Below are 23,491 nucleotides of genomic sequence, written 5' to 3'. Positions count from 1 at the left end.
TTACAAATTAATAAATTAAAAAGCTCTCTAAGTTAACTGATTTCGAGAGCTTTATTATTTTTGAGCATTGCTAAATTAAATTTTCCCCTGTTCTTTCAATTCACGCATTACATTAGCCACATAAAGCATTTCACCTGGTGTTCCAAGTGATATTCGACACCAGTTTGTAGCTGGTGCAAAATCTCTACCAATTAATATAAATTTTTGTTTCATCAATTCACGATATTTCTTCAAATCAATTGGCGTTTGGTGAAATATGAAGTTTGTTTCTGATTTAAGATAATGTAGCCCAAGGTCTGATAATGTTTTTTCCATAATTTCCCTCGATACATCAACAGCTTTTTTGGAATAAGTCAGATATTGTTTATCTTTCATCGAAGCCAAAGCAGCACAAACACCACAATAATTAAGTTTTTCACCTGCGACATATTGTGAAATATTTTGTATGTGAACTTCGGTACTAACAACATAACCAACACGTAATCCCGCCATTGCGTGTATTTTTGAAAATGTTTTAAGTAATACAATATTTTCGTAACCTTGTGTAATAAATTTATCGGCAGACTTAAAGGTTGGATCATTGACAAATTCGGCATATGCTTCATCAAAAATAAAAATAGTATTGTTAGGTTTGCTCGCTACCCATGATTCAATTTCAGGTAAACCAAACACAGTAGAAGTTGGATTATTAGGGTTAACTAAATAAACTATTGAGAATCCTTGATGAGCTTCAACGGCTTTTCTTAACCCGTTGATATCAATTTTCCAGTCATTTAAACAAGGTACTTTGGTTATTTTTAAATTAAAAATTTTAGCAAATTGTTCTCCATCACTGTAGGTAAGTTCAGGTATAACTAGCTGAGTATTGGGTTTTACAAAAGCAGCGATGGTGCTTCTAATACCTTCTGATGAACCGGCAGTCAAGAGTATTTGTTTTTCACTGACATTATGATGTTCTGCTAATGACTGACTTAAAATCGGCATCTCCGCTTTAGCATAACGGTTAGCTTTAGGAACTGCATCAATTGCTGCTTGTTTGGCTGAAGGTGACATACCTAAAGCATTCTCATTAAAGTTAAGCCTTACTGGATTATTTGCATCAGGTGTTACAACTGTATCAAGCATGGGCAATGAAAAAGCGATCGATTTTTGCACTTCTTGAGCATGGGCTTTGGACAGTAATTGATTTATTGATAAACCAGCAATTGCCGCACCAGAGAATGTTAATAAACTTCGACGGCTGATATTTAAATTTGCATCCATTATTCACCTCACCATTAGTTGATCTTCTGTCGGTAATAGTTTGATGCAATATTTATACCAGTTTCAATTGCCGATTATGTAATGCTTAATTTTGTTATCTAAGTCAAGAACATTTGTATTTATTGTATTGGTAAGTGTGAGTAGGGGAAATGTTGAAATGCACTCTATTGGTGCTTTTTTGCACAATTAAATCTTTTTTTTAAATACTGCGCTTATTTAACAATGATAAATAAGCGCAGTTAATTTGGTTAACCTTGATAAGGTTAGTTAACTATCAGCAGGCGTTTCAATATCTGAGTAGGTTGATAACATCTGCAAAAACTTATACTTCGAGTTAACCATTTTTGTTGATCGTTCATGTAAAGTATTCGCAACAGCCGGCTCTAATGTCTCTAATCGTCGGAATCGTTGTTCTTTCAGTAGGATATCTGACAATGATTCACTATTTGGTGATTTAGAGTCTAATACTAAACCTGGTTTTCCTTCTGCTACGCGGCGTGGATCATACCGATAAAGAGGCCAGAATCCAGATTTGACTAAATCTTTCATCTGTTCATGTGATTTAGCCAGATCATAGCCATGTTCTTCACAAGGACTATACGCGATAACAAGTGAAGGTCCATCATAGGCTTCGGCCTCTTGCAGCGCTTTAAGTGTCTGATTGAGCTGAGAACCTAATGCTATTTGCGCAACATATACATGACCATACATCATTACACTTATGCCTAAATCTTTACGTGCTTTGTGTTTCCCTAGATCGGCAAATTTAGATACTGCACCCATTGGTGTTGCCTTCGATTGCTGACCACCTGTATTTGAGTAGCATTGTGTATCTAATACTAAAATATTGACGTTATCAGTTAAACTCATCACATGATCAAGCCCACCAAAGCCAATGTCATAAGCCCAACCATCGCCACCAATAGCCCATACTGACTTATCAATTAAATAGTCTGCATCTTGCATTAATTCTTTAGCTTCGATCGAATCCAAGTGTGCTAATTGTTCACGTAATATAGCAATTTGTGCGCGTTTATCTGCAATCGAAACATCTGCTGATTGTAAGGCTAGGGTAATTTCGGGTGAGATTTCACCGGCAACATGCTCTAATAATCGTAAAACGCGTTTTTTATGTTGATCATAAGTAATACGGTAACCCAAAGCAAATTCAGCATTATCTTCAAATAATGAGTTAGCCCAAGCGGGTCCACGACCACTACGATCGGTAGTATAAGGCGTAGAAGGTAAATTTCCACCATAAATCGATGAGCAGCCGGTTGCATTGGCAATGGCTAAATGATCACCATAGAGCTGGGTTAACAATTTAATATAAGGTGTTTCACCACAGCCTGCGCATGCTCCCGAGTATTCAAATAGCGGTGTTAACAATTGTGATGTACGGATATCAATACGTTCAAGCGTTTTTATATCACGATCGGGTAACGCCGAGAAATAGTCATAATTAATTCGCTGGGTATCGAGGTTTTCAATACGCGGACGCATATTAATTGCTTTAATATCGAAGTTATTTCGATCTCGGGCTGGACAAACTTCAACACATAAATTACAACCTGTACAATCTTCAGGCGCAACTTGCAATACATAGCGTTGACCTTTCATGTCACGTGCTTTCACTTCGAGCGAGCTAAGCGACTCAGGTGCATTAATCATATCATCTGGCGCTACAACCTTGGCTCGAATGGCTGCATGTGGGCAAGCAACCGCACAGTGGTTACATTGCGTGCAAAGCTCGGGTTGCCAAATAGGTATCTCTTCAGCAATATTACGTTTTTCCCATTTTGTTGTTCCGGTTGGCCAAGTGCCATCAGGGGGAAAAGCCGATACAGGCAAGCTATCACCAAGTCCTGCTAGCATTGTTGCTGTAACCATTTTAACAAAATCAGGTGCGTTATATGGCACAATAGCTGGGCGTGATGTGCTACTTTCATCGACACAACTTAATGGGATTTGTTCGAGTGACGCGATAGCTAAATCAAGCGCTTTCCAGTTATTTTCAACTAATTCTTGCCCTTTGCTACTGTAACTTTTGGCAATGACTTCTTTTAATTGAGCAATACTGAAGTCATTTTTAAATATTTCTGAAAGATGAAAAAAAGCCGCCTGCATTACGGTATTAATTCTTGCACCTAAATTACATTCACGTGCTATTTTAGCTGCATTGATGATATAAAAGTGTGCTCTTTTTTTAATTAATTGTATTTGAACTTCTTTCGGTAAGCGATGCCAAATTTCATCTTTACTATAAGGGGTATTGAGTAAAAAAATGCCATCATCTTTAAGTTTTTCAACAATCTGATATTTATCAATAAATTGATCTTGATGACAACCGATAAAGTGTGCACTCGTAATTAAATAAGGCGAGTCTATCGGTTCTAAATTAACACGTAAATGAGAAGTCGTTAAGCCACCTGCTTTTTTAGAGTCATAAACAAAAAATCCCTGAACATAAAAGGGCGAACTATCCCCAATAATTTTGATATTATTTTTTGTTGCCGACACTGTGCCATCACTGCCAAGCCCATAAAATAGTGCTTCAAGTGCAGATTTTTGAGGAATAGACTTTTCAGGTAAGGGTAACGATAAACCGGTGATATCATCATAAATACCCACAGTAAAACGAGGGCGAGGATTTTCTAATTGTAGTTCTGTAAAAATAGCCAGAACACAGCAAGGATCAAACTCTTTTGATGATAAACCATAACGTCCACCAATTATTTTGGGTATATTGCTTCGTTCGCCTTGACTAAAGCTTTCTGCAAAAGCTGTCATTATATCTAAATAAAGTGGCTCAGCTTGAGCACCGGGTTCTTTAGTTCTATCTAATACCGCCACTTTTTTAACACTAGTCGGAATAACTTCCAGAAAATGTTTGGCGGAAAAAGGGCGATATAACCTAACAATTACCACACCCACTTTTTCATCATTTTTATTCAAATAATCAACGACCTCTTTACTAGTACTTGCACCCGAACCCATGATAACTATTACTCGCTCGGCATCATTAGCACCATAATATTCGAATGGCTGATACTTTCGACCTGTTTGTTGTTCAAAAGCGTCCATCGCATCGACAACATGCTGATAAGTGTTATTGTAATAAGGATTGACTGCTTCACGGCATTGGAAAAAGGTATCTGGGTTAGCTGATGTACCTCGTATAACCGGTTTATCCGGTGTTAAAGCTCGAGAACGGTAAGCTTTAATGGCTTCATGAGGTAAAAGTTGATGGATATCTTCGTCAGTCAGTGGATAGATTTTATTGACTTCATGTGAGGTTCTAAACCCATCAAAAAAGTGGACAAAAGGCACACGACTATTAAAGGTTGCCATTTGCGCGATTAATGCTAAATCTTGTGCTTCTTGTACCGAGCTTGAGCAGAGCATCGCAAAACCAGTTTGTCTGATTGACATCACATCGGAGTGATCACCAAAAATTGATAGAGCATGAGTCGCAACGGTACGTGCAGCAACGTGTAAAACAAATGGTGTCAGTTCCCCAGCGATTTTATACAGGGATGGAATCATCAGTAGCAAACCCTGCGATGAGGTAAATGAGGTAGCTAATGCACCTGTCATTAACGCACCATGCACAGTTGAAATCGCGCCTGCTTCAGATTGCATTTCAACCACTTTAGGGATATCCCCAAACACGTTAGGTTTATTGAATTCAGCCCATGTACTAGCTTGTTCTGCCATTGATGAACTTGGTGTTATTGGATAAATAGCAATGACTTCGTTTGCACGATAAGCAACGGAAGATACCGCACTATTAGCATCTGATATGATCATTAAAAAACCTTGTATTCTAGAGTATTATGACATTACTTAGTTATAATAATTAATATTATTGTACCAGAAAGTAAGATAGCTTTTCGTTATTTTTATGTTAAATTTTTTGTTTAACTCTTTGAATTTTTGAGTGACTGAAATCGATATTAATATAGTTGAAAATTTAAAAAAGGGCATAATTAATCAATTCAATAGGCAATAAAAAATACCTGTTGGTGATTTATCAACTTAACGATAAAACCTTCTAATAATGAGGGTGGTTCTCTACTACGTTTTACCTATTGCATATTATTATCCAACCTGTATGGTTGGATAATAATAGTGTTAACCACTTGGCTATTTTATTATTACACGTTCGTTTGACGTTGAGTGTTTAATTTCACCGAGTAACCAAGCCTTTTCACCTTGATTATTGAGTATGGTAATGGCTTTAGCTGCAAGTGATTTAGGTAGCGCAATAATCAATCCAACTCCACAGTTAAATGTTCGGTACATTTCGTGACGATCCACATTACCTGCCTGCTGTAGCCAATTAAAGATTGCAGGCCATTGCCAACTGTTTTCATTAATTATCGCTTGAGTATTGTCGGGCAAAACGCGCGGAATGTTTTCCCAAAATCCACCACCAGTGATATGTGCTATGGCATGCACATCAATTTGCGTAATTAAGTTTAGAATCGATTTTACATAGATTTTTGTTGGTGCAAGTAAGTGATCGGCCAGCGTTTTGTCTTCTAATTGTGTTTTTGCTGGATTTACCCCACTCACTTCGATAATCTTCCGTACTAGCGAATAGCCATTGGAGTGTGGCCCACTCGATGCTAAAGCAATCAACGCATCACCATCTTGTACTTTGCTGCCATCAATCATTTCCGTTTTTTCAACAACACCCACACAAAATCCTGCTAAGTCATAATCATTACCATGATACATGCCTGGCATTTCAGCTGTTTCACCGCCAACTAATGCACACCCCGCTTGCTTACAGCCTTCAGCAATCCCTGTGACGACTGTAGTTGCTACATCAACGTTAAGTTTACCTGTGGCATAATAATCAAGGAAAAATAGCGGTTCTGCACCTTGCACAATAAGATCATTAACGCACATCGCAACTAAATCAATTCCAATTGCATCATGTCGATTTAAATCCATAGCCAGACGGAGTTTAGTACCAACGCCATCTGTTCCAGATACTAAAATAGGCTCTTTGTATTTTTGCGGAATTGCACATAGTGCACCAAATCCGCCTAAACCCCCCATGACTTCTGGGCGCTTAGTCGCTTTTACTACTGATTTGATTCGATTAACGAGTTCGTTACCGGCATCAATATCAACGCCAGCATCTTTATAACTTAGAGAGTTGTTATTTGACACGAGGAGTAATCCTTACAATAGAAAAATTGCTGATATTTTAGCAAGGAAGCAATGGAATGGCGATCTATAATTATATGAAATAACCAATTAATTAACATAATTAATTGGCTTCAAACCAACTTTCTAGAATGATAATTGCTGATGTTGCATCAACATGCCCCTTTTCCAGCGCTTTATAACCACGAGAAGCAAAAATATGAGATTTTGCCTCAACGGTAGATAGCCGTTCATCTTGCAGATGGACTTGATAACCAAACATACCATGCAAACGATTAGCGAATTTACGTGCTCGAGCAGTTAACGGTTGTTCAGTCCCATCCATGTTAAGTGGTAAGCCTACAACCAAATAGTCAGGTTTCCACTCATTTAACATTTTTTCAATTGCTTGCCAATTCGGAATACCATCACGCGCTTTAAAAGCGCATAATGGATTCGCTGTTTTGGTAATATCTTGCCCAATCGCAGCGCCAATGCTCGCAGTTCCAAAATCAAATGCAATTATTGTTGCCATTTATTATGCATTTCCCATTTGGTGCGAAATCGTATTTATGTTAATACCGAGTGATTGCGCTGCTTTTTGCCAACGATCTTCAATTGCGGATTCAAAAATAATTTTTGGATCAACATCTGTCACTAACCAATCATTACGTGCTACTTCAGCTTCTAATTGCAGTGACTGCCACCCAGAATAACCTAATGCTAAAAACATATCTTTAGGTTGCTCAGGCGAACCGATTGATTTTAGTAGATCAAGCGATGTGGTAATCATTATATCATCCGAAATTTTTATGCTGGATGCAAACCCTTGTTGCGGCGTATGCAAAATAAATCCCTGTTCTTCAGCTATTGGTCCACCAGCAAAAACAGGATGCTCAAGTTCAGCACAGTTTTTACTTGCGGTAATTTCAAGGCGAGCTAAGACTGCGGCGACATTAAGATCTTGTATTGGTTTATTGATAACAATCCCCATTGCCCCATCACGATTATGTTCGCAAATATATACAACAGATCGACTAAATGTTGGCTCAGTGATAGTTGGCATTGCCACGATAAAATGATTTTTTAAATTCATATGCTCACATTTCTATAGTTTATAATGCACATTTGCCAATTTTTACATGATGTTGGATATTACAACGCATCAATAATTCAGGTTCGTTACTCTCTTCATTGATTGATTCGTTTATAATTTCAAATTGTTGCGATAAAAAAAAGTTAATTGCAGAACTATTTTTCTTATAAACATGTACTAGTAACTCACTATGGCGCTGCTTAGCTTTTTCAACTAGCGCTTTACCAATGCCTTGCCCACGATATTCAGGTACAACAAAGAGACCCGAGATGTAATTTTCGGTTACGCCGATGAAACCTTTAACACCGTTAAGATCTTGTACATACACCGTTGACATCGGAATTAACATTTTGACAATGTCATAATTTTGTTTAAAAAATTGCGGATCAATAAAGCTATGTGCTTGTTGGTTACCTTCAAGCCATATATTCATCACTGTGTCTAAATCTTTACTTTGAAATTCTCTAATCATTTTTTTCTCTACTTATTTAATCGACGTTCAATCGCATCCATTAACATACCGGTAATAGAAAGTTTGGGGTTTTCAGATTCAATCTCACGTACACAGGTTGGACTTGTTACATTGATTTCAGTTAGTTTATCACCAATAATATCTAAACCAACAAACAGTAAACCTTTTTGTTTTAATACGGGTGCTATGCTTTTAGCAATCTGCCAATCACTTTCACTTAATGCTCTAACTTCCCCATGACCACCGGCAGCAAGATTACCTCTGGTTTCGCCTTTTTGAGGGATTCTGGCTAAACAATAAGGAACGGGTTCACCGTCAACAACTAAAACACGTTTATCACCATCTTTAATAGCCGGTATGTAGGTTTGAGCCATACAGTAACGGCTATTATGTTCTGTAAGTGTTTCAATAATTACCGAGACATTAGGATCGCCCGCTTTTATTCTGAAAATCGAGGCGCCGCCCATACCATCAAGGGGTTTTAAAATAATATCGCCGTATTTTTGATAAAACGATTTTAGTTGATTGGTTTGACGCGTAACGAGTGTTTCTGGCGTAAATTCAGCAAACCATGCAGTGAATAACTTCTCATTACAATCTCGCAAACTTTGTGGTTTATTCACCACCAGTACACCTTTTGCTTCAGCCCGTTCTAGAATATAAGTTGCGTAGATAAATTCAGTATCAAATGGTGGGTCTTTTCGCATTAATATTACGTCGAGTTCACTTAATGGCAGCGTTTGTTCATCTCCCATATCAAACCAGTGAGAGTTATCATTATGAACGGTTAAAGTACGAGTGGTTGCATAAGCTTCACCGTTTAGTAAGAACAGGTCGTTCATTTCCATATAAAAAAGTTGGTAGCCTCGTTTTTGTGCTTCATGTAACATGGCAAAACTGGTGTCTTTTTTTATTTTTATTTGGCTAATTGGATCCATTACAATACCAAGCTTAATCATGGTAACTCCTTACTGATTTTTATTGGTTTTACTAACACGATATTACGTTGTGCGATTTTATACCGTTTATAAGGTATGTTTGAAACATTGTTGATAAATGGCGTTATAAAATAGCATTTAATTATGCTGGCAACTATCATACTCGTTACTCAATGAGATGCAAATAAACATTTATTATCACGCTTTTTTATTGATTATCCCAAATCACCAAAACGAACTTGTAATGCAGTTATGGCTGTTAGCGCCGCTGTTTCGGTGCGTAAAACTCGTGGTCCTAGTAATAGGTCAGTAAAATGATATTGATGAGTCAAATTTATTTCGTCATCTGAAAGCCCACCTTCCGGACCAATAAGTAAATTAAGGGTGTTATGTTCGCACGTTAATTGATTAATACCTTGCTTAGCTTTAGGGTGAAGATTAAGTTTTAGTCCGTCAGTTAAATTTGCACACCAATTTTCTAATTTTACAACTGGATTTATTTTAGGAATGATATTACGTCCACATTGTTCACAAGCAGAAATCACGATTTTTTGCCATTGTTGTACTTTTTTTTCCAGCCGTTCCTCATCGAGTTTGACTCCACAACGTTCAGAAAGTAAAGGTGTAATACTTGCAACACCTAGCTCGACTGATTTTTGGATAGTAAACTCCATTTTTTCGCCACGAGATATGACTTGTCCTAAATGGATATTTAATGGTGATTCACGATCATCTAAAATCAAATCCTTTGTTGTTACTTTTACAGATTTTTTATTAATCTCGTGTATGGTCGCGGGCAAGATGTGGTTTGAACCATCAAAAAGGGTAATCTCTTCACCGACTTTCATTCTTAATACACGAATAAGATGATTGAAAGCGTCATTATTTAATTCTATTAGGCTATTTTGCGAAAGCGTATAGGGTTGAAAAATTCGGGTCATAATGATCGTTATTTAATATTATTTGCAATAAATTATAGCGTAAATTCTCAATATTCGGTAATCTCTATTTTCACGCAATTAAGCTTTCGGAATTTGAGATAATGAGTGTACAGAGCAAAGATAGGGTATTAATTGAAGGATTAACCACATTAGCAACAATTGGCGTATATGAGTGGGAAAAAACCATCAAACAAAAACTAATACTTGATCTAGAAATGGCATGGGATAATCAACCTGCTGGCGAACATGATGATGTTGCACTTTGTTTGGATTACTTTAAAGTGAGTCAAGCTGTAACAGATTTTATCACTTCAACCGCATTTGAATTAATTGAAAGTGTTGCTGAGCGTGTTGCACAATTAATCATCCAACAATTTGCCGTGAAATGGATAAAAATTAAAGTCTCCAAACCAAGCGCAATTGCTAATGCAACTAATGTAGCGGTTGTGATTGAACGGACATCTCGTTTTTAATAACACAAGTATAGATTTTATTATGAACAATTCACCTGATGCCATTTCTAATCAATGCCATCGAACCGCTAAAGGTTTTCAAAATGAACAACCATTTAAAATAAAATTGCGGGATATTTGGCGTTGGCATCGACAACGAAAAGTTTTACCACCCAAAATGGGGTACGATGCATTTAGACAAACGTGGTGTGAAAATATAGATTTAACGTTGATCGGTGACCGCGTTTGGTGGATAGGGCATTCAACAACATTAATCCGTTTAAATAACAAAATAATATTGACCGATCCTATTTTTTCACAGCGAGCATCACCTTCACAATCGATGGGGCCTAAACGTTTAACCCCAGCAGCAATAAGTATTGATAAGCTTTCTCAGCTTGATTTTATTGTTATTTCGCATAATCATTATGATCATCTTGACTTTACTAGCATTAAACAGCTTATTATGCGGTTTGCTAATGTTACACTGCTTGTTCCGCTAGGATTGAAAAATAAATTAATCAAATGGGGCGCACAAAATGTTATAGAATTGGATTGGTGGGATTCAATTAACATAAATGATATTACGTTTACTGCCACGCCGGCTCAGCATTGGAGTAAGCGAGGACTATTTGATACCAATAAAGTATTATGGTGTGGTTGGATGATGCAGTCTAATTGTGATGGCTTAACTAAGACAGTTTATTTTATGGGCGATACCGGATATTCACCCAGTTTAAAAAAAATTAATGAACGTTTTAGCAAAATTGATTTAGCCTTAATTCCAATCGGTGCTTATGCGCCAAGGTGGTTTATGCAATCACAGCATATCGATCCCGCGCAAGCAGTGCAGTTATATGATGAACTTAATTGTCAATCTGCCATAGCTATTCATTGGGGAACATTTGAATTAGCCGATGATCCATTAGATGAACCTCCTGAACTATTAAGCTCACTTAAGCACTCGCGTCAGTTTTATTTATTGAAAATAGGCGGTAGTTTAGCTATTAATCCCGAGAATTATGAATTAAAATAATATTAATCACCAATAACATAAATAAATTAAAAAAGCCATTGGCCTAGAATATTGAGGAAACATATGAAATCTAATCTTATTGCGTTGTCATGCTTAGTCATGAGTTTAACTTTAGTTGGTTGTGGTGGCAAAAATGATGAAGGCAAAAAATACCATTGGTCAAAAGCACATGGCGTTTTAGAAGATTGCCGTGGTGTGATGAATAAATCACAACAGTGTGAAACTAACGGTAATAATCAGCAGTATTTGTTTCAAATAGATAGGTATTAACATGAGTGCTTGGCTCATTTATGCATTATTATCGGCAATTTCGGCTGCTTTTGTCGCTATTTTAGGTAAAATTGGTTTACAACATCTTGATGCCAACACGGCAACGGCTATTCGTGCAATTGTAATGGCTATCTTCTTAGTGGGCGTTGTGGTAGTACAAGGTAAACTAAATTTGATAAGTACTTTTTTGAATGACAAAAAAGCGTTATTTATCATTGCACTTAGTGGTATTGCTGGCGCTCTATCTTGGTTGTTTTATTTTATGGCAATTAAAGAGGGCAAAGTATCTCAAGTTGCCCCCATAGATAAGCTAAGTGTTGTTTTTGCTGTTATCTTTGCCGTCATTTTATTTGGTGAAAAAATTTCCTTTCTTGCCAGTATTGGCGTTTTAATGATTGCCGCTGGTGCAATTTTAGTTGCACTATTTTAGTAGTGCATTAAATAGCTCAACGGTAACACGTTCGCCTTTTTTAACATTGCCTCGTTCTTGTTCAAGCAAAATAAAGCAGTTAGCGCGATTGAACGATTGTGTTATGTGCGATCCTTGTTGACCAGTTGTGGTAACGGCTAGCTCACCTTGATCATCAAGGTAGAGTTTGCCGCGTTGAAAATCCATTCGGCCGATACTTTTTTTCAAATCACAGGCAGTTTTGACGGTAAAAGATGTATTGATCGATGAGCGTTGTTGTCCACTTAAGGTTAAAATTATTGGTTGAACTAATTGATAAAAAGTCACTAATGTTGAAACCGGATTACCCGGTAATCCACAAAATAATGCATCGCCAATTTTACCCAGTGCAAATGGTTTTCCGGGTTTGATGGCAATTTTCCAAAAATCAATTTCGCCCAATTGTTCTAGAGCCATTTTGGTATAATCGGCATCACCAACCGAGACTCCACCACTTGTGATGATTAAATTAGCTTGTTTAGCGGCATTAGATAACGCCTGTTTGATTTGCATGGGATCGTCAGGAATAATACCAAAGTCGATAATTTCGCAGTTTAGTTTTTGTAATAATAATCTTAAGGTGAAACGGTTACTATCATAAATACTAGCGTTATTAGATAAAGGCTCACCAATAGAGGTTAATTCGTTACCAGTAGAAAAAATAGCGACGTTTAATTTTTTAAATACGGTAAGTTGATTAATTCCGAGGGTTGCAAGGGTTGATAGGGTTGGTATGGTTAATTTAGTGCCACACTCAACGATAATGGCATCTTTCTTTATGTCTTCCCCGCATCGACGAATGTTATCACCGCTTTTTACTTCATTTAAAAATCTAATCCCTAAATCCGATTTTTCGGTTTGCTCTTGCATGACAACGGCATCGGCCTCATTAGGTAAGGCCGCACCTGTCATAATTCGTAAACATGTGCCTTTCGGCCAATGAAGATTGTCAACATCATCGCCTGCATAAATAACGCCTGCTACTGGTAGATTTTTGGCGTGTTCAATATCCGATAATCTTACCGCATAACCATCCATGGCTGAATTATCAAAACTTGGCACATTCATCGGCGATATTACTGGTTTTGCCGTTATCCGATCGAGGGAGTCAAGCAAACTCACTTGCTCACAATTGGGTAATTTTATGGACGATACGGCTTGCAGAATTTTTTGTTTGGCTTGTTCAAAAGTGAGTAGCATAAAAATGAGCCTTGTTTAATTTTAAAAATCCATTTTGTTATTCACTAACAAGAAGAGTTAACTAGTAAATAGCTTTTAATAAAAACATGATTTGTTATCAAGTTATGGTTAAATTCGTTTAACAAATCGTCGCCTAATGGCGACGATATAAGCAGGATTAGACATTAAATAAGAAATTCATAATGTCACCGTCTTGTACGACATAATCTTTACCTTCAGAGCGCATTTTACCAGCTTCTTTTGCGCCTTGTTCACCACCATATTTAATGAAATCATCAAAAGCGATAGTTTGTGCACGAATAAAGCCTTTTTCAAAGTCGGTATGAATTTTACCGGCTGCTTGTGGGGCGGTATCCCCGACCGAAATCGTCCATGCGCGAACTTCTTTAACACCCGCTGTAAAATAGGTTTGTAAATTAAGTAAGCTGTAGCCTGCGCGAATGACTCGATTAAGCCCAGGTTCAGTTAAACCAAGGTCTTGCATAAATTCATCACGATCGGCATCGTCAAGTTCGGCTAATTCTGCTTCAATAGCAGCACAGACCGGTACCACTACTGATTTTTCTTGAGCAGCTATAGCTTTCACTTTTTCTAAATATGGGTTATTTTCAAAACCATCTTCATTTACATTGGCAATGTACATGGTTGGTTTTAACGTTAAAAAACTTAGGTATTTAATCGCTTCGAGTTCTTCTTTACTTAAGTCTAAAAGTAATAATTTTTTTCCTTGCTCTAAATGTGGTAAACATTTTTCAAGGATTTCTAACTCAAATTTGGCCTCTTTATCTCCACCTTTAGCTCGTTTTTGTACACGAGTTATCGCACGTTCACAGGCTTCAAGATCGGAAAGTGCTAGTTCAGTATTGATAATTTCGATATCTTCTGCGGGATCAATCTTGCCAGCAACATGGATAATATTGTCGTTTTCAAAACAACGAACCACATGACCAATAGCTTCAGTTTCACGAATATTAGCCAAAAATTGATTACCCAAACCTTCACCTTTTGATGCGCCTTTCACTAAACCGGCAATGTCAACAAACTCCATTGTTGTGGGTAACGTGCGCTGTGGTTTTACAATTTTAGCCAATTCATCTAAACGTGGATCGGGCATAGGTACAACACCAGTATTGGGTTCAATTGTACAAAATGGAAAGTTAGCTGCTTCAATACCTGCTTTAGTTAATGCGTTAAAAAGAGTTGACTTGCCAACATTTGGTAGTCCGACAATACCACATTTAAATCCCATACTTTTAATTACCTTTTATTCTAAAATAGCTTGAAAATAGAGGCTAATTATATACTAAATCGTGCCGATTGTGCCAATGTTCTTCATGTTGAATGCAAAGTTAGCAAAATTATTCGCAGGTTTATTCAATAACCGCGCTTTAGTTGATTGCAACAAGTAAGACATATATCGCTATTTGTTTATGGTTAATTCTCGACAGTTAAACCGAGTTGATAAAGTTGATTTTTTTTAAGCCCATAAATTTCAGCTGTTATGGCAGCCGCTTTTTTGAGCGGTAACTCTTTTTGCAATAATTTTAAGGTATTAATCACGTTTTCATCGATATCCTCATCGCTTTTAGTGTGACCTTCAACAATCAAAACAAATTCACCTTTTTGACGATTAGTATCTTCATTTAACCAATTAATTAACTCTGCAACAGGGTAACTGACTATGGTTTCCCAAGTTTTAGTCAGTTCTTTGGCAAGTACAATCATTCTTTCATGACCAAAAACCGTTTGCATATCGTGTAATGTATCTAACAAACGATGCGTCGATTCGTAAAAAATCATTGTGCGTGATTGATTAACTAGCTTAACCAAACTGTCTTGTCGTGCTTTCGTTTTAGCCGGTAAAAATCCTTCATAACTAAATTTATCAGAAGGAAGACCAGCAACCGAGAGCGCGGCAATTGCTGCGCAAGCGCCAGGAATAGGCACGACGTTGATATTATTTTCACGACAAGCTTTGACTAAATGATAGCCCGGATCATTAATTAATGGCGTACCTGCATCGGATATTAATGCGATGGATATTCCTGATTTAAGTTTTTCAATCAAAATTTGGGCTTTTTGCTGTTCATTATGATCGTGTAAAGAAAACAGTTTAGCTTTTATGGCTAAATGCTGTAAAAGTAAACCGCTATGGCGGGTGTCTTCGGCCGCGATAAGATCAACACTTTTAAGTGTTTCAATTGCTCTGAGCGTAATATCATCTAGATTACCGATAGGGGTTGCAACAATATATAAAGTCATTATGTTAAGTCACATTCAATTTTGGTTGAAAAATACGATAAATATACTATACGAACTAGCATTTTATTGTATATACTCACCACTTTCAAAATAAATCCTATTTGGGATCGAATAATCGATTAATTCAATGTTGGTAAGATATTAATCATCTGTAGAGCAATCAACGATATTGTTGATCAACAAATGGTATTTTTGTGCTAAATTAATAGCAATAAAGCAGAAATTAAATCTAACAATATAAACTGCTTTGGTTATTATATTCGACCAGCATAAAAAATAATCTATATAATAGCTTTTTACAATAAAAGCGATAAAATATGCACATAAAAATATATGAATGAAGGGTGTTGCTTTGAAAAAGATTCTTACATTAAGTTGTTTAAGTTTATTGATTGTGGCCTGTACACAGTCAAATCCTGCTGAAATTGAAGATATTTCTGATTCATCATCGAGTAATGGTGTGACACAGGGTTATAAAAAACCACCAGCTAATATTTCAACCGGTGGCAGAATGTCAACGCCGGTGAGTTCACCAACAACTTATTCGACGCCTTCATCAAGACCTGTTACTACAACGACAACCAGTGTTCATAATAATGTGTTAACGACTAATGAACGAACCGTTTATAACCGTAATTATGACGAAATTCCTAAAGGTGGTTACAAAGGCGATACCTATACAGTTAAACGCGGTGATACACTATTTTATATTGCATGGGTAACGGGAAATGATTTTCGATCTTTAGCGGCTAAAAATAATATTAAAGAGCCTTATGGTGTCAATGTTGGACAAGTACTCGATGTAAGTGGCGGCACAACAGTTGTAACGCAAACACAAAAGACAACATCTAATCATACTTCTTCTCCTTCTATGGTTTACATGGATGATGATAAGACTACCGCAGCAGCACAAGCCAAAACTAAACCGGTAATGACAACAACCACTACTACGACTACTACCACATCTGGTAATAATCAACCCCCTAAAACTACTCAAAAAACTGAAACGGTGACTGAGCCACTCAATAATACATCTAGCCCTAGCATCAGTGCGAATAGTTCAGCTAATATACCTGTAACATCCTCGCCGGTATCAAATGTGGCAAATATTGCGTGGCAATGGCCGGCAAAAGGTAAGATTATTGAAAAATTCTCAAATGCAAGCAAAGGTATTGATATTGCAGGTTCATTGGGTGACAAAGTTGTAGCTGCTGCTGACGGTCGTGTTGTTTACTCAGGTAATGCTTTACCCGGTTATGGTAATTTAATCATCATTAAACACAATGATGATTATTTAACTGCCTATGCACATAACCAATCAATTTTAGTAAAAGAGCAACAAGCAGTGAGGGCAGGCGAACAAATTGCCACAATGGGCGCAACAGGGACTTCATCGGTAAGACTGCATTTTGAAATCCGTTATAAAGCACAATCTGTTGATCCATTGAAATACTTATCAAAATAATTGAAGTTTTATGTAAGCTTTATTGATACATAAAACGCATAATGCACGGTGTTTTCCGTGCATTATTATGAATACAAATTTAACCGTTTTATTCTACGAAACAAAGGAGTTATACTCATGGCAGTAAAAAAATTAGTGCTTATTCGACACGGAGAAAGTGTTTGGAATCAAGAAAACCGTTTTTGTGGTTGGACAGATGTTGATTTATCTGAAAAAGGTAAAAAAGAAGCAGCTGAAGCTGGACAACTTTTAAAGAAAGAAGGGTTTACTTTTGATTTTGCTTATACTTCTGTTTTAAAACGTGCAATCCATACTTTATGGCATGTTTTAGATGCAGTTGATCAAGCATGGTTACCGGTTGAAAAAAACTGGAAGCTTAATGAACGTCACTATGGTGCATTACAAGGTTTAAATAAAGCAGAAACAGCGGCTAAATATGGTGATGAACAAGTCAAATTGTGGCGTCGTGGTTTTGCAATTACACCTCCAGCACTTGAAAAATCAGATGAACGTTTTCCTGGACATGATTCACGTTACAGCAAATTACCTGAATCAGAATTACCATTAACAGAAAGCCTTGCATTAACGATTAAACGTGTGCTTCCTTATTGGGAATCAACTATTGCGCCACGTGTTGCTAAAGGTGAGCGTGTGATTATTGCAGCACACGGTAACTCTTTACGAGCATTAGTCAAACACCTTGATAACATCAGTGATGATGACATCATTGAACTAAACATCCCAACAGGTGTGCCTTTAGTGTATGAATTTGATGACAACATGAAAGTGATTAAACACTATTATTTAGGTAATGCTGATGAAATTGCTGCAAAACAAGCAGCGGTAGCAAACCAAGGTAAAGCAAAATAATTAATATTTAATTTATGCTTAAAAAGGTAGGTATAGCACTTACCTTTTTTATTATCTTAACAATCTCTTTTTTATCTATTTCACTTTACTTCTTGAGAGTCTTATTTTGTCGAAAATATATTACATTTATGCCGTAATGAATGCGGGAAAATCAACCGAACTATTACAAATAGATCATAATTATTTAAGTAACAATATGCAGACTTTATTGCTTAAGTCGTCCGTTGATACACGTGATTCCGCGGTAGAAATTGTATCGCGATTAGGGTTGCGTAAAAAAGCATTATTGCTTGACGATAATAGTGTTGATGAGATCATTGCACTTATCAAAAAAAATAATTATGCCTGTATATTGATTGATGAAAGCCAGTTTTTATCTAAAAGTACTATATGGAAACTATCGGATGTGTGTGATGAATATGGTGTTCCTATGATGTTTTTTGGCTTAAAAACCGATTATATGGGCCATTTATTCGAAGGTTCAAAAACCTTACTTGAAATTGCCGATAATTTTCGCGAATTAAAAACAGTTTGTTGGTGTGGTAAAAAAGCAACAATGAATTTGCTAGAAGGACAAGATGGTAAAATTGTTAAATTTGGTAATTCAATTCATCTTGGTGATAGTGAGTTCCACTCAGTTTGTCGTAAACATTGGAAAGCAGGTCAAGTTAGACCAAAAAGTTAATTTTAGACAGTGTTACTTTATGGGCATCACTTAATTTGTCTAACGTTATTTGATTTGAAAAAAGTGTGAATGACTTCTCATTTTTACGATATTGTTTTATTGATTCCTTCAATTTTGTGTCATATTAACTGAACCGATTCAGTTTCGTTTTATTCATTATAAGGAATCACTATGAAAATCAAAATTGTTTCATCTGCTCTATTACTTGGTCTGCTTAGCTGTAATGCCAGTGCAAAAGAGTTTGTCTTAATCGATAACGAAAAAGATATTGCAGAAGGTAACTGGTCGATTTCAAGCAAAGATTTGGGTGTAAAAAATGAAAAATTTACTATTCAAAACACGGTGCTTAAAGGCGGTAAACAAGAAGGAACTGAATTACTAACAATAACAAGTGATGTTTTGACTATTAAATTAATTCCTACTCGTGGCTTAGGTATTTTATCGGTAGAAGGGGAGGGGGTTCGTTTAGGCTGGGATTCGCCTGTTAATGAAGTTGTTAACCCCAAATATATCAATTTAGAAAGTCGCGGCGGCATCGGTTGGTTAGATGGCTTTAACGAAATGATGGTTCGTTGTGGTTTTGAATGGACTGGACATGCCGTTCAAGCCGATGGCATGATGTATACGCTTCATGGGCGAGCACAAAATACGCCTGTATCAAAATTAATTGTCACAATCGAAGATAAAGCACCCTATACTATTAACATTAAAGGTTTAATAAAAGAAAACACATTCAAAAAAAGTCATTTAGAAACGTGGGCATCACTTAGCTATGTGCCAGGAAGTAATGACTTTACCATACACGATGTTGTAACCAATAAGAGTGATTATACCCGCGATTATCAAATCATCTATCATAGCAATTTTGGTACGCCAATTCTTGAAGAAGGCGCTAGATTTGTTGCGCCAGTTAAAGAAATTTCACCTTTTAACGATTATGCGAAAGAAGGATTAGCGACGTGGCAAACTTATTTAGGTCCAACTAAAGATTTTGATGAAATGGTCTTTAACGTTTATCCATTTGCGGATGCAAATAATCACACACAAGTGATGGTCACCAATAAAGCAGGCGATAAAGCAGCAGGTATCGCTTTTAATACCAAACAGTTACCGGTACTTTCGTTATGGAAAAATACCGACACCCTTAAGCAAGGTTATGTGACGGGTCTTGAGCCTGGTACCAGTTTTGCCTATCCAGTGACCATAGAGCGAGAACAAAAACGCGTTCGTCAATTGGCACCTGGTCAAAGTACAGAGTTTACTTTAACGTATAGTTTATTATCGGGTAAAGATGCTGTAAGCAAATATGAAGAGCAAATCAACGCAATTCAGGGTGCGCAACAAACCCAAGTTGTTACTCAACCTATGGCCAAAGAATAACTAACCAATTTTGCTACCAACGCGCAGTTGGTAGCTATCTCATCTATCTATTTTTTCATGTTATTCATCTCTAAAATTATTATCTAAATAAAAGTAGTTTAAAGATGTATTGCTGGTTGATACTTGATTCGCTTTTAATTGGTAGGTATAGTCGGTAAAATTATGTTTATATATATGACTCAACACTTAAACGATGATTTTACGTTGCTAATGCTAAAATAGTATTTCACTATTTAAGTGTAATTTTACTAAACGATAAGGATAGAAATGGCAAACCGACGAATAATAATTGGTATTAGTGGCGCAACAGGAATTGCTTATGGTATTAAAGCGTTAGAACTGTTAAAACCGTTAGATATCGAAACGCATCTTGTTATTTCTAAAGCTGCACAAATAACTTGTCGCTACGAAGTCCCCAATATGAGTATAAAACAGATTCAAGCATTAGCAGATAAGGTTTATTCCATTAATAATATTGGTGCTGCGATAGCCAGTGGATCTTATAAAACTCTTGGTATGTTAGTTGCTCCCTGTTCAATGCGCTCTCTATCTGCTATTGCGACTAGTTTATCTGATAATTTACTTACTCGAGCCGCTGATGTGGTACTTAAAGAGCGTCGCCGTTTAGTTTTAATGGTAAGAGAAACACCACTGCATTTAGGTCACATTAACAATATGCAAGCCGTCACTCAAATGGGCGGCATAATATTTCCACCGGTTCCTGCTTTTTATCAACATATTGATACCATTGATGATATGATAACGCATAGCGTTGCAAGAGCCTTAGACTTGTTTGATATTGATATGCCTTGTTTACCTCGCTGGGGTGAGGATATGCAACTTAACAGTAAAATAATTGAATGACATGACGAGCAACAAATTTTGTAGGCAACCTAATCATAAAATCATTGAATTTATCAAAAAACAACATGTGCTTTCGCTATGTGTGATTTTATCGAATAATCAACCTTGGGCATGTAATACCTTTTATGTATTTGATCAAGATTTGATGAATTTATATTTTCTCACTGAGCTAAAAACTCAGCATGCTAATGCAATGCTCAATCAGCCACAGGTAGCAGGTACAATTAGTATCGCGCCCAAAACTGTTGTTCAAATTCAAGGTATACAGTTTGTTGCAATAGCAAAACAGCTAAGTGATCAACAAGCTATGCATGCTTATTCACTGTATTATCAAGCTTTTCCATTCGCTAAATTAATGAAAGCGCCGATTTGGTCACTGGAATTACAGTACATTAAAATGACCAATAATTTACTTGGTTTTGCGCATAAAGATATTTGGACAAGAAACTAATCTTTTTACCGTCAGGTGGTTCAAATTTTTAATTTTAGCCGTTTTTATGTCCATTCAATTCGTTCAAATTGAGTTATTGAATCACTATTCTTATCCAATAACTCAAATTCACAGCTTTCAAGTAAATTGATTGGCAATCATTAAAAATTAACCTTGTTATAAAAAAAAATTATAAATATATATAAATATATTATTTAACGAGAAAAATACTATTTTGTATTATACTTGCACACCTTAATTTTTTTCATCACTAACATAAATGCGTAAATTAGCCGATCGACTCGACCACTTTTCTGATTCAGTTATCCGCCGGATGACCCGAATTGCGAATGAATATCAAGCTATCAATTTATCACAAGGATTTCCTGATTTTGATCCACCAAAAGAATTGATACAAGCGCTTAAACAGGCTGCTGAGCAAGGTCCTCACCAATATGAAATTACTTGGGGTTCAAAAGAATTTAGACAGTTACTGGCTAAAAAGCAGCAAAAATTGATGAACATTGATATAAACCCCGATGAAAACGTCCTTGTAACCTGTGGAAGTACAGAAGCAATGATGTGTGCAGTTATGACAATTTGTAATCCTAAAGACAAAGTTATCATCTTTTCGCCTTTTTATGAAAATTATGGTGCTGATGCGATTTTATCTGATGCAACGCCAATATATGTACCACTCATTCCACCAACATTTGAGTTTGATAAAAAGCAGCTTAGGCAAGCGTTTGAACAAGGTGCGAAAGCCTTAATTTTATGTAATCCGAGTAATCCATGCGGTAAAGTTTTTACCAAAGCAGAACTTGACTATATCAGTCAATTAGTCATCGAGTTTGATGCTTATGTTATTACTGATGAAGTGTATGAACATATGGTTTATGCCCCGCACAAGCACCTTTATTTAGCTAGTTTTCCCGGCATGAAAGAGCGCACTATTAGTTGTAGTTCATTATCAAAAACGTATTCGATTACAGGTTGGCGCCTAGGTTATATTATTGCAGATAAAACTATCATTGATGGCTGTAAAATGATCCATGACTTTTTAACTGTTGGCGCCGCTGCACCATTACAAAAAGCCGCTTGTGCTGGCTTATCATTGGGTGATGATTATTATCAACAATTAACTCAAATCTATACTGAAAAACGTCAACTGTTTTTGCAAGGGTTAGATAAAATAGGTCTATCTTATTATGAACCTCAAGGCGCCTATTATGTCTTGGTTGATATTTCGGCCTTTAACCCATTTAAAACTGATTTTGAATTTTGTGAATGGTTAATTAAAGAAGTAGGCGTAGCGGCTGTACCGGGATCGGCATTTTTCAAACATCCTGAGTATCGATATATTCGTTTTCATTTTGCTAAACAAGAACAAACGCTGATTGCAGCTTTACAAAGATTATCCAAATTTAAGGAAAAATTATTATGTTTAAAAAATTAATTGCATTAAGTTTTGCTATTTTATCAACATTCACTTTGCTGACCGGTTGTGATGATACTAAAAAAGAGAATCATATTGTTGTCGGTGTTGCTGCCGGACCTTATGGTGATATGTTTAAACAAGCGATTGCACCAGGGCTAGAAAAGAAAGGTTATAGTGTTGAAATTCGGGAGTTTAGTGATTATGTACAACCTAATTTGGCGTTAGCGAATAAAGAAATTGATGCTAATTTATTTCAACATCTCACTTATTTGAATAATTTTAAACAGGCACGCAATTTAGATATTATCGCAATTGGCTTTGTGCCTACCGCTGGTGCGGGTATTTTTTCTAATAAAATTACTGATTTTTCTCAATTAAAAAAAGGTGATCAAGTCACTATTGCCAATGATGTCACTAATGAAGCACGAGCATTAAGAATCTTGCAAGCCGCAGGTCTTATTAAACTTGATCCAACTGTGGATAAAAATAATCTTACTCCTAATAACATTATTGAAAATCCTTATGGTTTAAATATTGTTCCAATTGAAGCACCGCAAACACCTAGATCGTTAGATAGTGCGGTATTGTCGGTTGTCAATGGTAACTATGCTATTGGTGCCGGTTTAGATTTGTCTAAAGCACTTTATACCGAAGTATTAGATAAAGATCTAAAAAATGTTATTGCCATTCGAAGCTCATCTAAAGATACTTTAGGTAAAGACATTATTGATGTACTTAAATCACCTGAATTTGCGCAAGTGATCGAAGATAAAAATGGTATTTTTTATACTTTCCAAAAACCTGACTATCAATTATTTTAA

General features: G+C 36.4%; 23 protein-coding genes. 12 read left to right on the top strand and 11 right to left on the bottom strand.

The features are described 5' to 3' along the window. Positions 1 to 75: 75 nt before the first annotated feature. From J3U59_RS07750 to rsmE, 8 genes are all read right to left on the bottom strand, one after another. Positions 76 to 1,263 carry a pyridoxal phosphate-dependent aminotransferase gene (locus J3U59_RS07750; protein WP_267333027.1) on the bottom strand — a complete coding sequence of 396 codons (1,188 nt, stop codon included), beginning with the start codon at positions 1,261 to 1,263 and terminating at the stop codon, positions 76 to 78. 267 nt (positions 1,264 to 1,530) lie between these two features. Next, positions 1,531 to 5,073, bottom strand: coding sequence for a pyruvate:ferredoxin (flavodoxin) oxidoreductase (gene nifJ / locus J3U59_RS07745; protein WP_267333026.1), 3,543 nt, complete (start codon positions 5,071 to 5,073; stop codon positions 1,531 to 1,533). Positions 5,074 to 5,409: 336 nt separating this feature from the next. Continuing rightward, complete coding sequence (purM, locus tag J3U59_RS07740; RefSeq protein WP_267333025.1) at positions 5,410 to 6,447, bottom strand: phosphoribosylformylglycinamidine cyclo-ligase; 1,038 nt, start codon at positions 6,445 to 6,447, stop codon at positions 5,410 to 5,412. 100 nt (positions 6,448 to 6,547) lie between these two features. After that, a complete protein-coding gene (ruvX, locus tag J3U59_RS07735; RefSeq protein ID WP_267333024.1) occupies positions 6,548 to 6,958 on the bottom strand; it encodes a Holliday junction resolvase RuvX in 411 nt (136 codons plus the stop codon). Between the two features lie 3 nt (positions 6,959 to 6,961). After that, positions 6,962 to 7,519, bottom strand: coding sequence for a YqgE/AlgH family protein (locus J3U59_RS07730; protein ID WP_267333023.1), 558 nt, complete (start codon positions 7,517 to 7,519; stop codon positions 6,962 to 6,964). A 19-nt stretch (positions 7,520 to 7,538) separates the two neighbouring features. After that, positions 7,539 to 7,991, bottom strand: coding sequence for a GNAT family N-acetyltransferase (locus J3U59_RS07725; RefSeq protein WP_267333022.1), 453 nt, complete (start codon positions 7,989 to 7,991; stop codon positions 7,539 to 7,541). Positions 7,992 to 7,999: 8 nt separating this feature from the next. Continuing rightward, positions 8,000 to 8,950: a glutathione synthase gene (gene gshB / locus J3U59_RS07720; RefSeq protein ID WP_267333021.1), complete on the bottom strand. Its 951-nt coding sequence runs from the start codon at positions 8,948 to 8,950 to the stop codon at positions 8,000 to 8,002. Positions 8,951 to 9,144: 194 nt separating this feature from the next. Next, complete coding sequence (gene rsmE, locus J3U59_RS07715; RefSeq protein ID WP_416379556.1) at positions 9,145 to 9,876, bottom strand: 16S rRNA (uracil(1498)-N(3))-methyltransferase; 732 nt, start codon at positions 9,874 to 9,876, stop codon at positions 9,145 to 9,147. Positions 9,877 to 9,971: 95 nt separating this feature from the next. Here rsmE and folB point away from each other — a divergent pair, with 95 nt between their 5' ends. The 4 genes from folB to J3U59_RS07695 all read left to right on the top strand — a co-directional run bounded on the left by folB (position 9,972) and on the right by J3U59_RS07695 (position 12,058). Next, positions 9,972 to 10,343, top strand: a complete 372-nt coding sequence (folB, locus tag J3U59_RS07710) for a dihydroneopterin aldolase (RefSeq protein WP_267333019.1) — start codon at positions 9,972 to 9,974, stop codon at positions 10,341 to 10,343. A gap of 22 nt (positions 10,344 to 10,365) precedes the next feature. Further along, positions 10,366 to 11,358, top strand: a complete 993-nt coding sequence (locus tag J3U59_RS07705; protein ID WP_267333018.1) for an MBL fold metallo-hydrolase — start codon at positions 10,366 to 10,368, stop codon at positions 11,356 to 11,358. Between the two features lie 63 nt (positions 11,359 to 11,421). Continuing rightward, positions 11,422 to 11,628, top strand: a complete 207-nt coding sequence (locus J3U59_RS07700; protein ID WP_065633386.1) for a hypothetical protein — start codon at positions 11,422 to 11,424, stop codon at positions 11,626 to 11,628. Position 11,629: 1 nt separating this feature from the next. After that, positions 11,630 to 12,058, top strand: a complete 429-nt coding sequence (locus J3U59_RS07695; protein ID WP_065633385.1) for an EamA family transporter — start codon at positions 11,630 to 11,632, stop codon at positions 12,056 to 12,058. Here the strand turns inward: J3U59_RS07695 and moeA are convergent. From moeA to rsmI, 3 genes are all read right to left on the bottom strand, one after another. Next, positions 12,050 to 13,276, bottom strand: a complete 1,227-nt coding sequence (gene moeA / locus J3U59_RS07690; RefSeq protein WP_267333017.1) for a molybdopterin molybdotransferase MoeA — start codon at positions 13,274 to 13,276, stop codon at positions 12,050 to 12,052. The two genes, J3U59_RS07695 and moeA, sit on opposite strands and share 9 nt — an antisense overlap. 157 nt (positions 13,277 to 13,433) lie before the next feature. Next, positions 13,434 to 14,525 carry a redox-regulated ATPase YchF gene (gene ychF, locus J3U59_RS07685; RefSeq protein ID WP_267333016.1) on the bottom strand — a complete coding sequence of 364 codons (1,092 nt, stop codon included), beginning with the start codon at positions 14,523 to 14,525 and terminating at the stop codon, positions 13,434 to 13,436. 185 nt (positions 14,526 to 14,710) lie between these two features. After that, entirely contained in the window at positions 14,711 to 15,538 is an 828-nt protein-coding gene (rsmI, locus tag J3U59_RS07680; protein ID WP_267333015.1) for a 16S rRNA (cytidine(1402)-2'-O)-methyltransferase, read from the bottom strand. A 352-nt stretch (positions 15,539 to 15,890) separates the two neighbouring features. Between rsmI and nlpD the strand changes: the two genes are divergently transcribed. The 8 genes from nlpD (at position 15,891) to J3U59_RS07640 (ending at position 23,491) form a co-directional block, all read left to right on the top strand. Further along, the gene (gene nlpD, locus J3U59_RS07675) at positions 15,891 to 17,003 is read left to right on the top strand and encodes a murein hydrolase activator NlpD (protein ID WP_267333014.1); all 1,113 of its coding nucleotides are present in this window, start codon (positions 15,891 to 15,893) and stop codon (positions 17,001 to 17,003) included. Positions 17,004 to 17,120: 117 nt separating this feature from the next. After that, on the top strand, positions 17,121 to 17,873 hold the full coding sequence (gene gpmA / locus J3U59_RS07670) for a 2,3-diphosphoglycerate-dependent phosphoglycerate mutase (RefSeq protein WP_267333013.1): 753 nt from the start codon (positions 17,121 to 17,123) through the stop codon (positions 17,871 to 17,873). Positions 17,874 to 17,979: 106 nt separating this feature from the next. Further along, positions 17,980 to 18,558 carry a thymidine kinase gene (locus J3U59_RS07665; protein ID WP_065633379.1) on the top strand — a complete coding sequence of 193 codons (579 nt, stop codon included), beginning with the start codon at positions 17,980 to 17,982 and terminating at the stop codon, positions 18,556 to 18,558. 171 nt (positions 18,559 to 18,729) lie between these two features. After that, a complete protein-coding gene (locus J3U59_RS07660; RefSeq protein WP_267333012.1) occupies positions 18,730 to 19,938 on the top strand; it encodes an aldose 1-epimerase family protein in 1,209 nt (402 codons plus the stop codon). 267 nt (positions 19,939 to 20,205) lie between these two features. Next, positions 20,206 to 20,802, top strand: a complete 597-nt coding sequence (locus J3U59_RS07655; RefSeq protein WP_267333011.1) for a UbiX family flavin prenyltransferase — start codon at positions 20,206 to 20,208, stop codon at positions 20,800 to 20,802. Between the two features lies 1 nt (position 20,803). Further along, complete coding sequence (locus J3U59_RS07650; protein ID WP_267333010.1) at positions 20,804 to 21,253, top strand: pyridoxamine 5'-phosphate oxidase family protein; 450 nt, start codon at positions 20,804 to 20,806, stop codon at positions 21,251 to 21,253. A gap of 259 nt (positions 21,254 to 21,512) precedes the next feature. Beyond that, on the top strand, positions 21,513 to 22,688 hold the full coding sequence (locus J3U59_RS07645; protein WP_267333009.1) for a pyridoxal phosphate-dependent aminotransferase: 1,176 nt from the start codon (positions 21,513 to 21,515) through the stop codon (positions 22,686 to 22,688). Further along, positions 22,673 to 23,491, top strand: coding sequence for a MetQ/NlpA family ABC transporter substrate-binding protein (locus tag J3U59_RS07640; RefSeq protein ID WP_065634051.1), 819 nt, complete (start codon positions 22,673 to 22,675; stop codon positions 23,489 to 23,491). The genes J3U59_RS07645 and J3U59_RS07640 overlap by 16 nt, the downstream gene beginning before the upstream one ends.

It is taken from the genome of Gilliamella sp. B3783 (assembly GCF_026536125.1).
Lineage (GTDB): Bacteria > Pseudomonadota > Gammaproteobacteria > Enterobacterales > Orbaceae > Gilliamella.
Note: the sequence above shows the minus strand (reverse complement) of the source record. Positions and strands in the feature narration are given on the sequence as shown.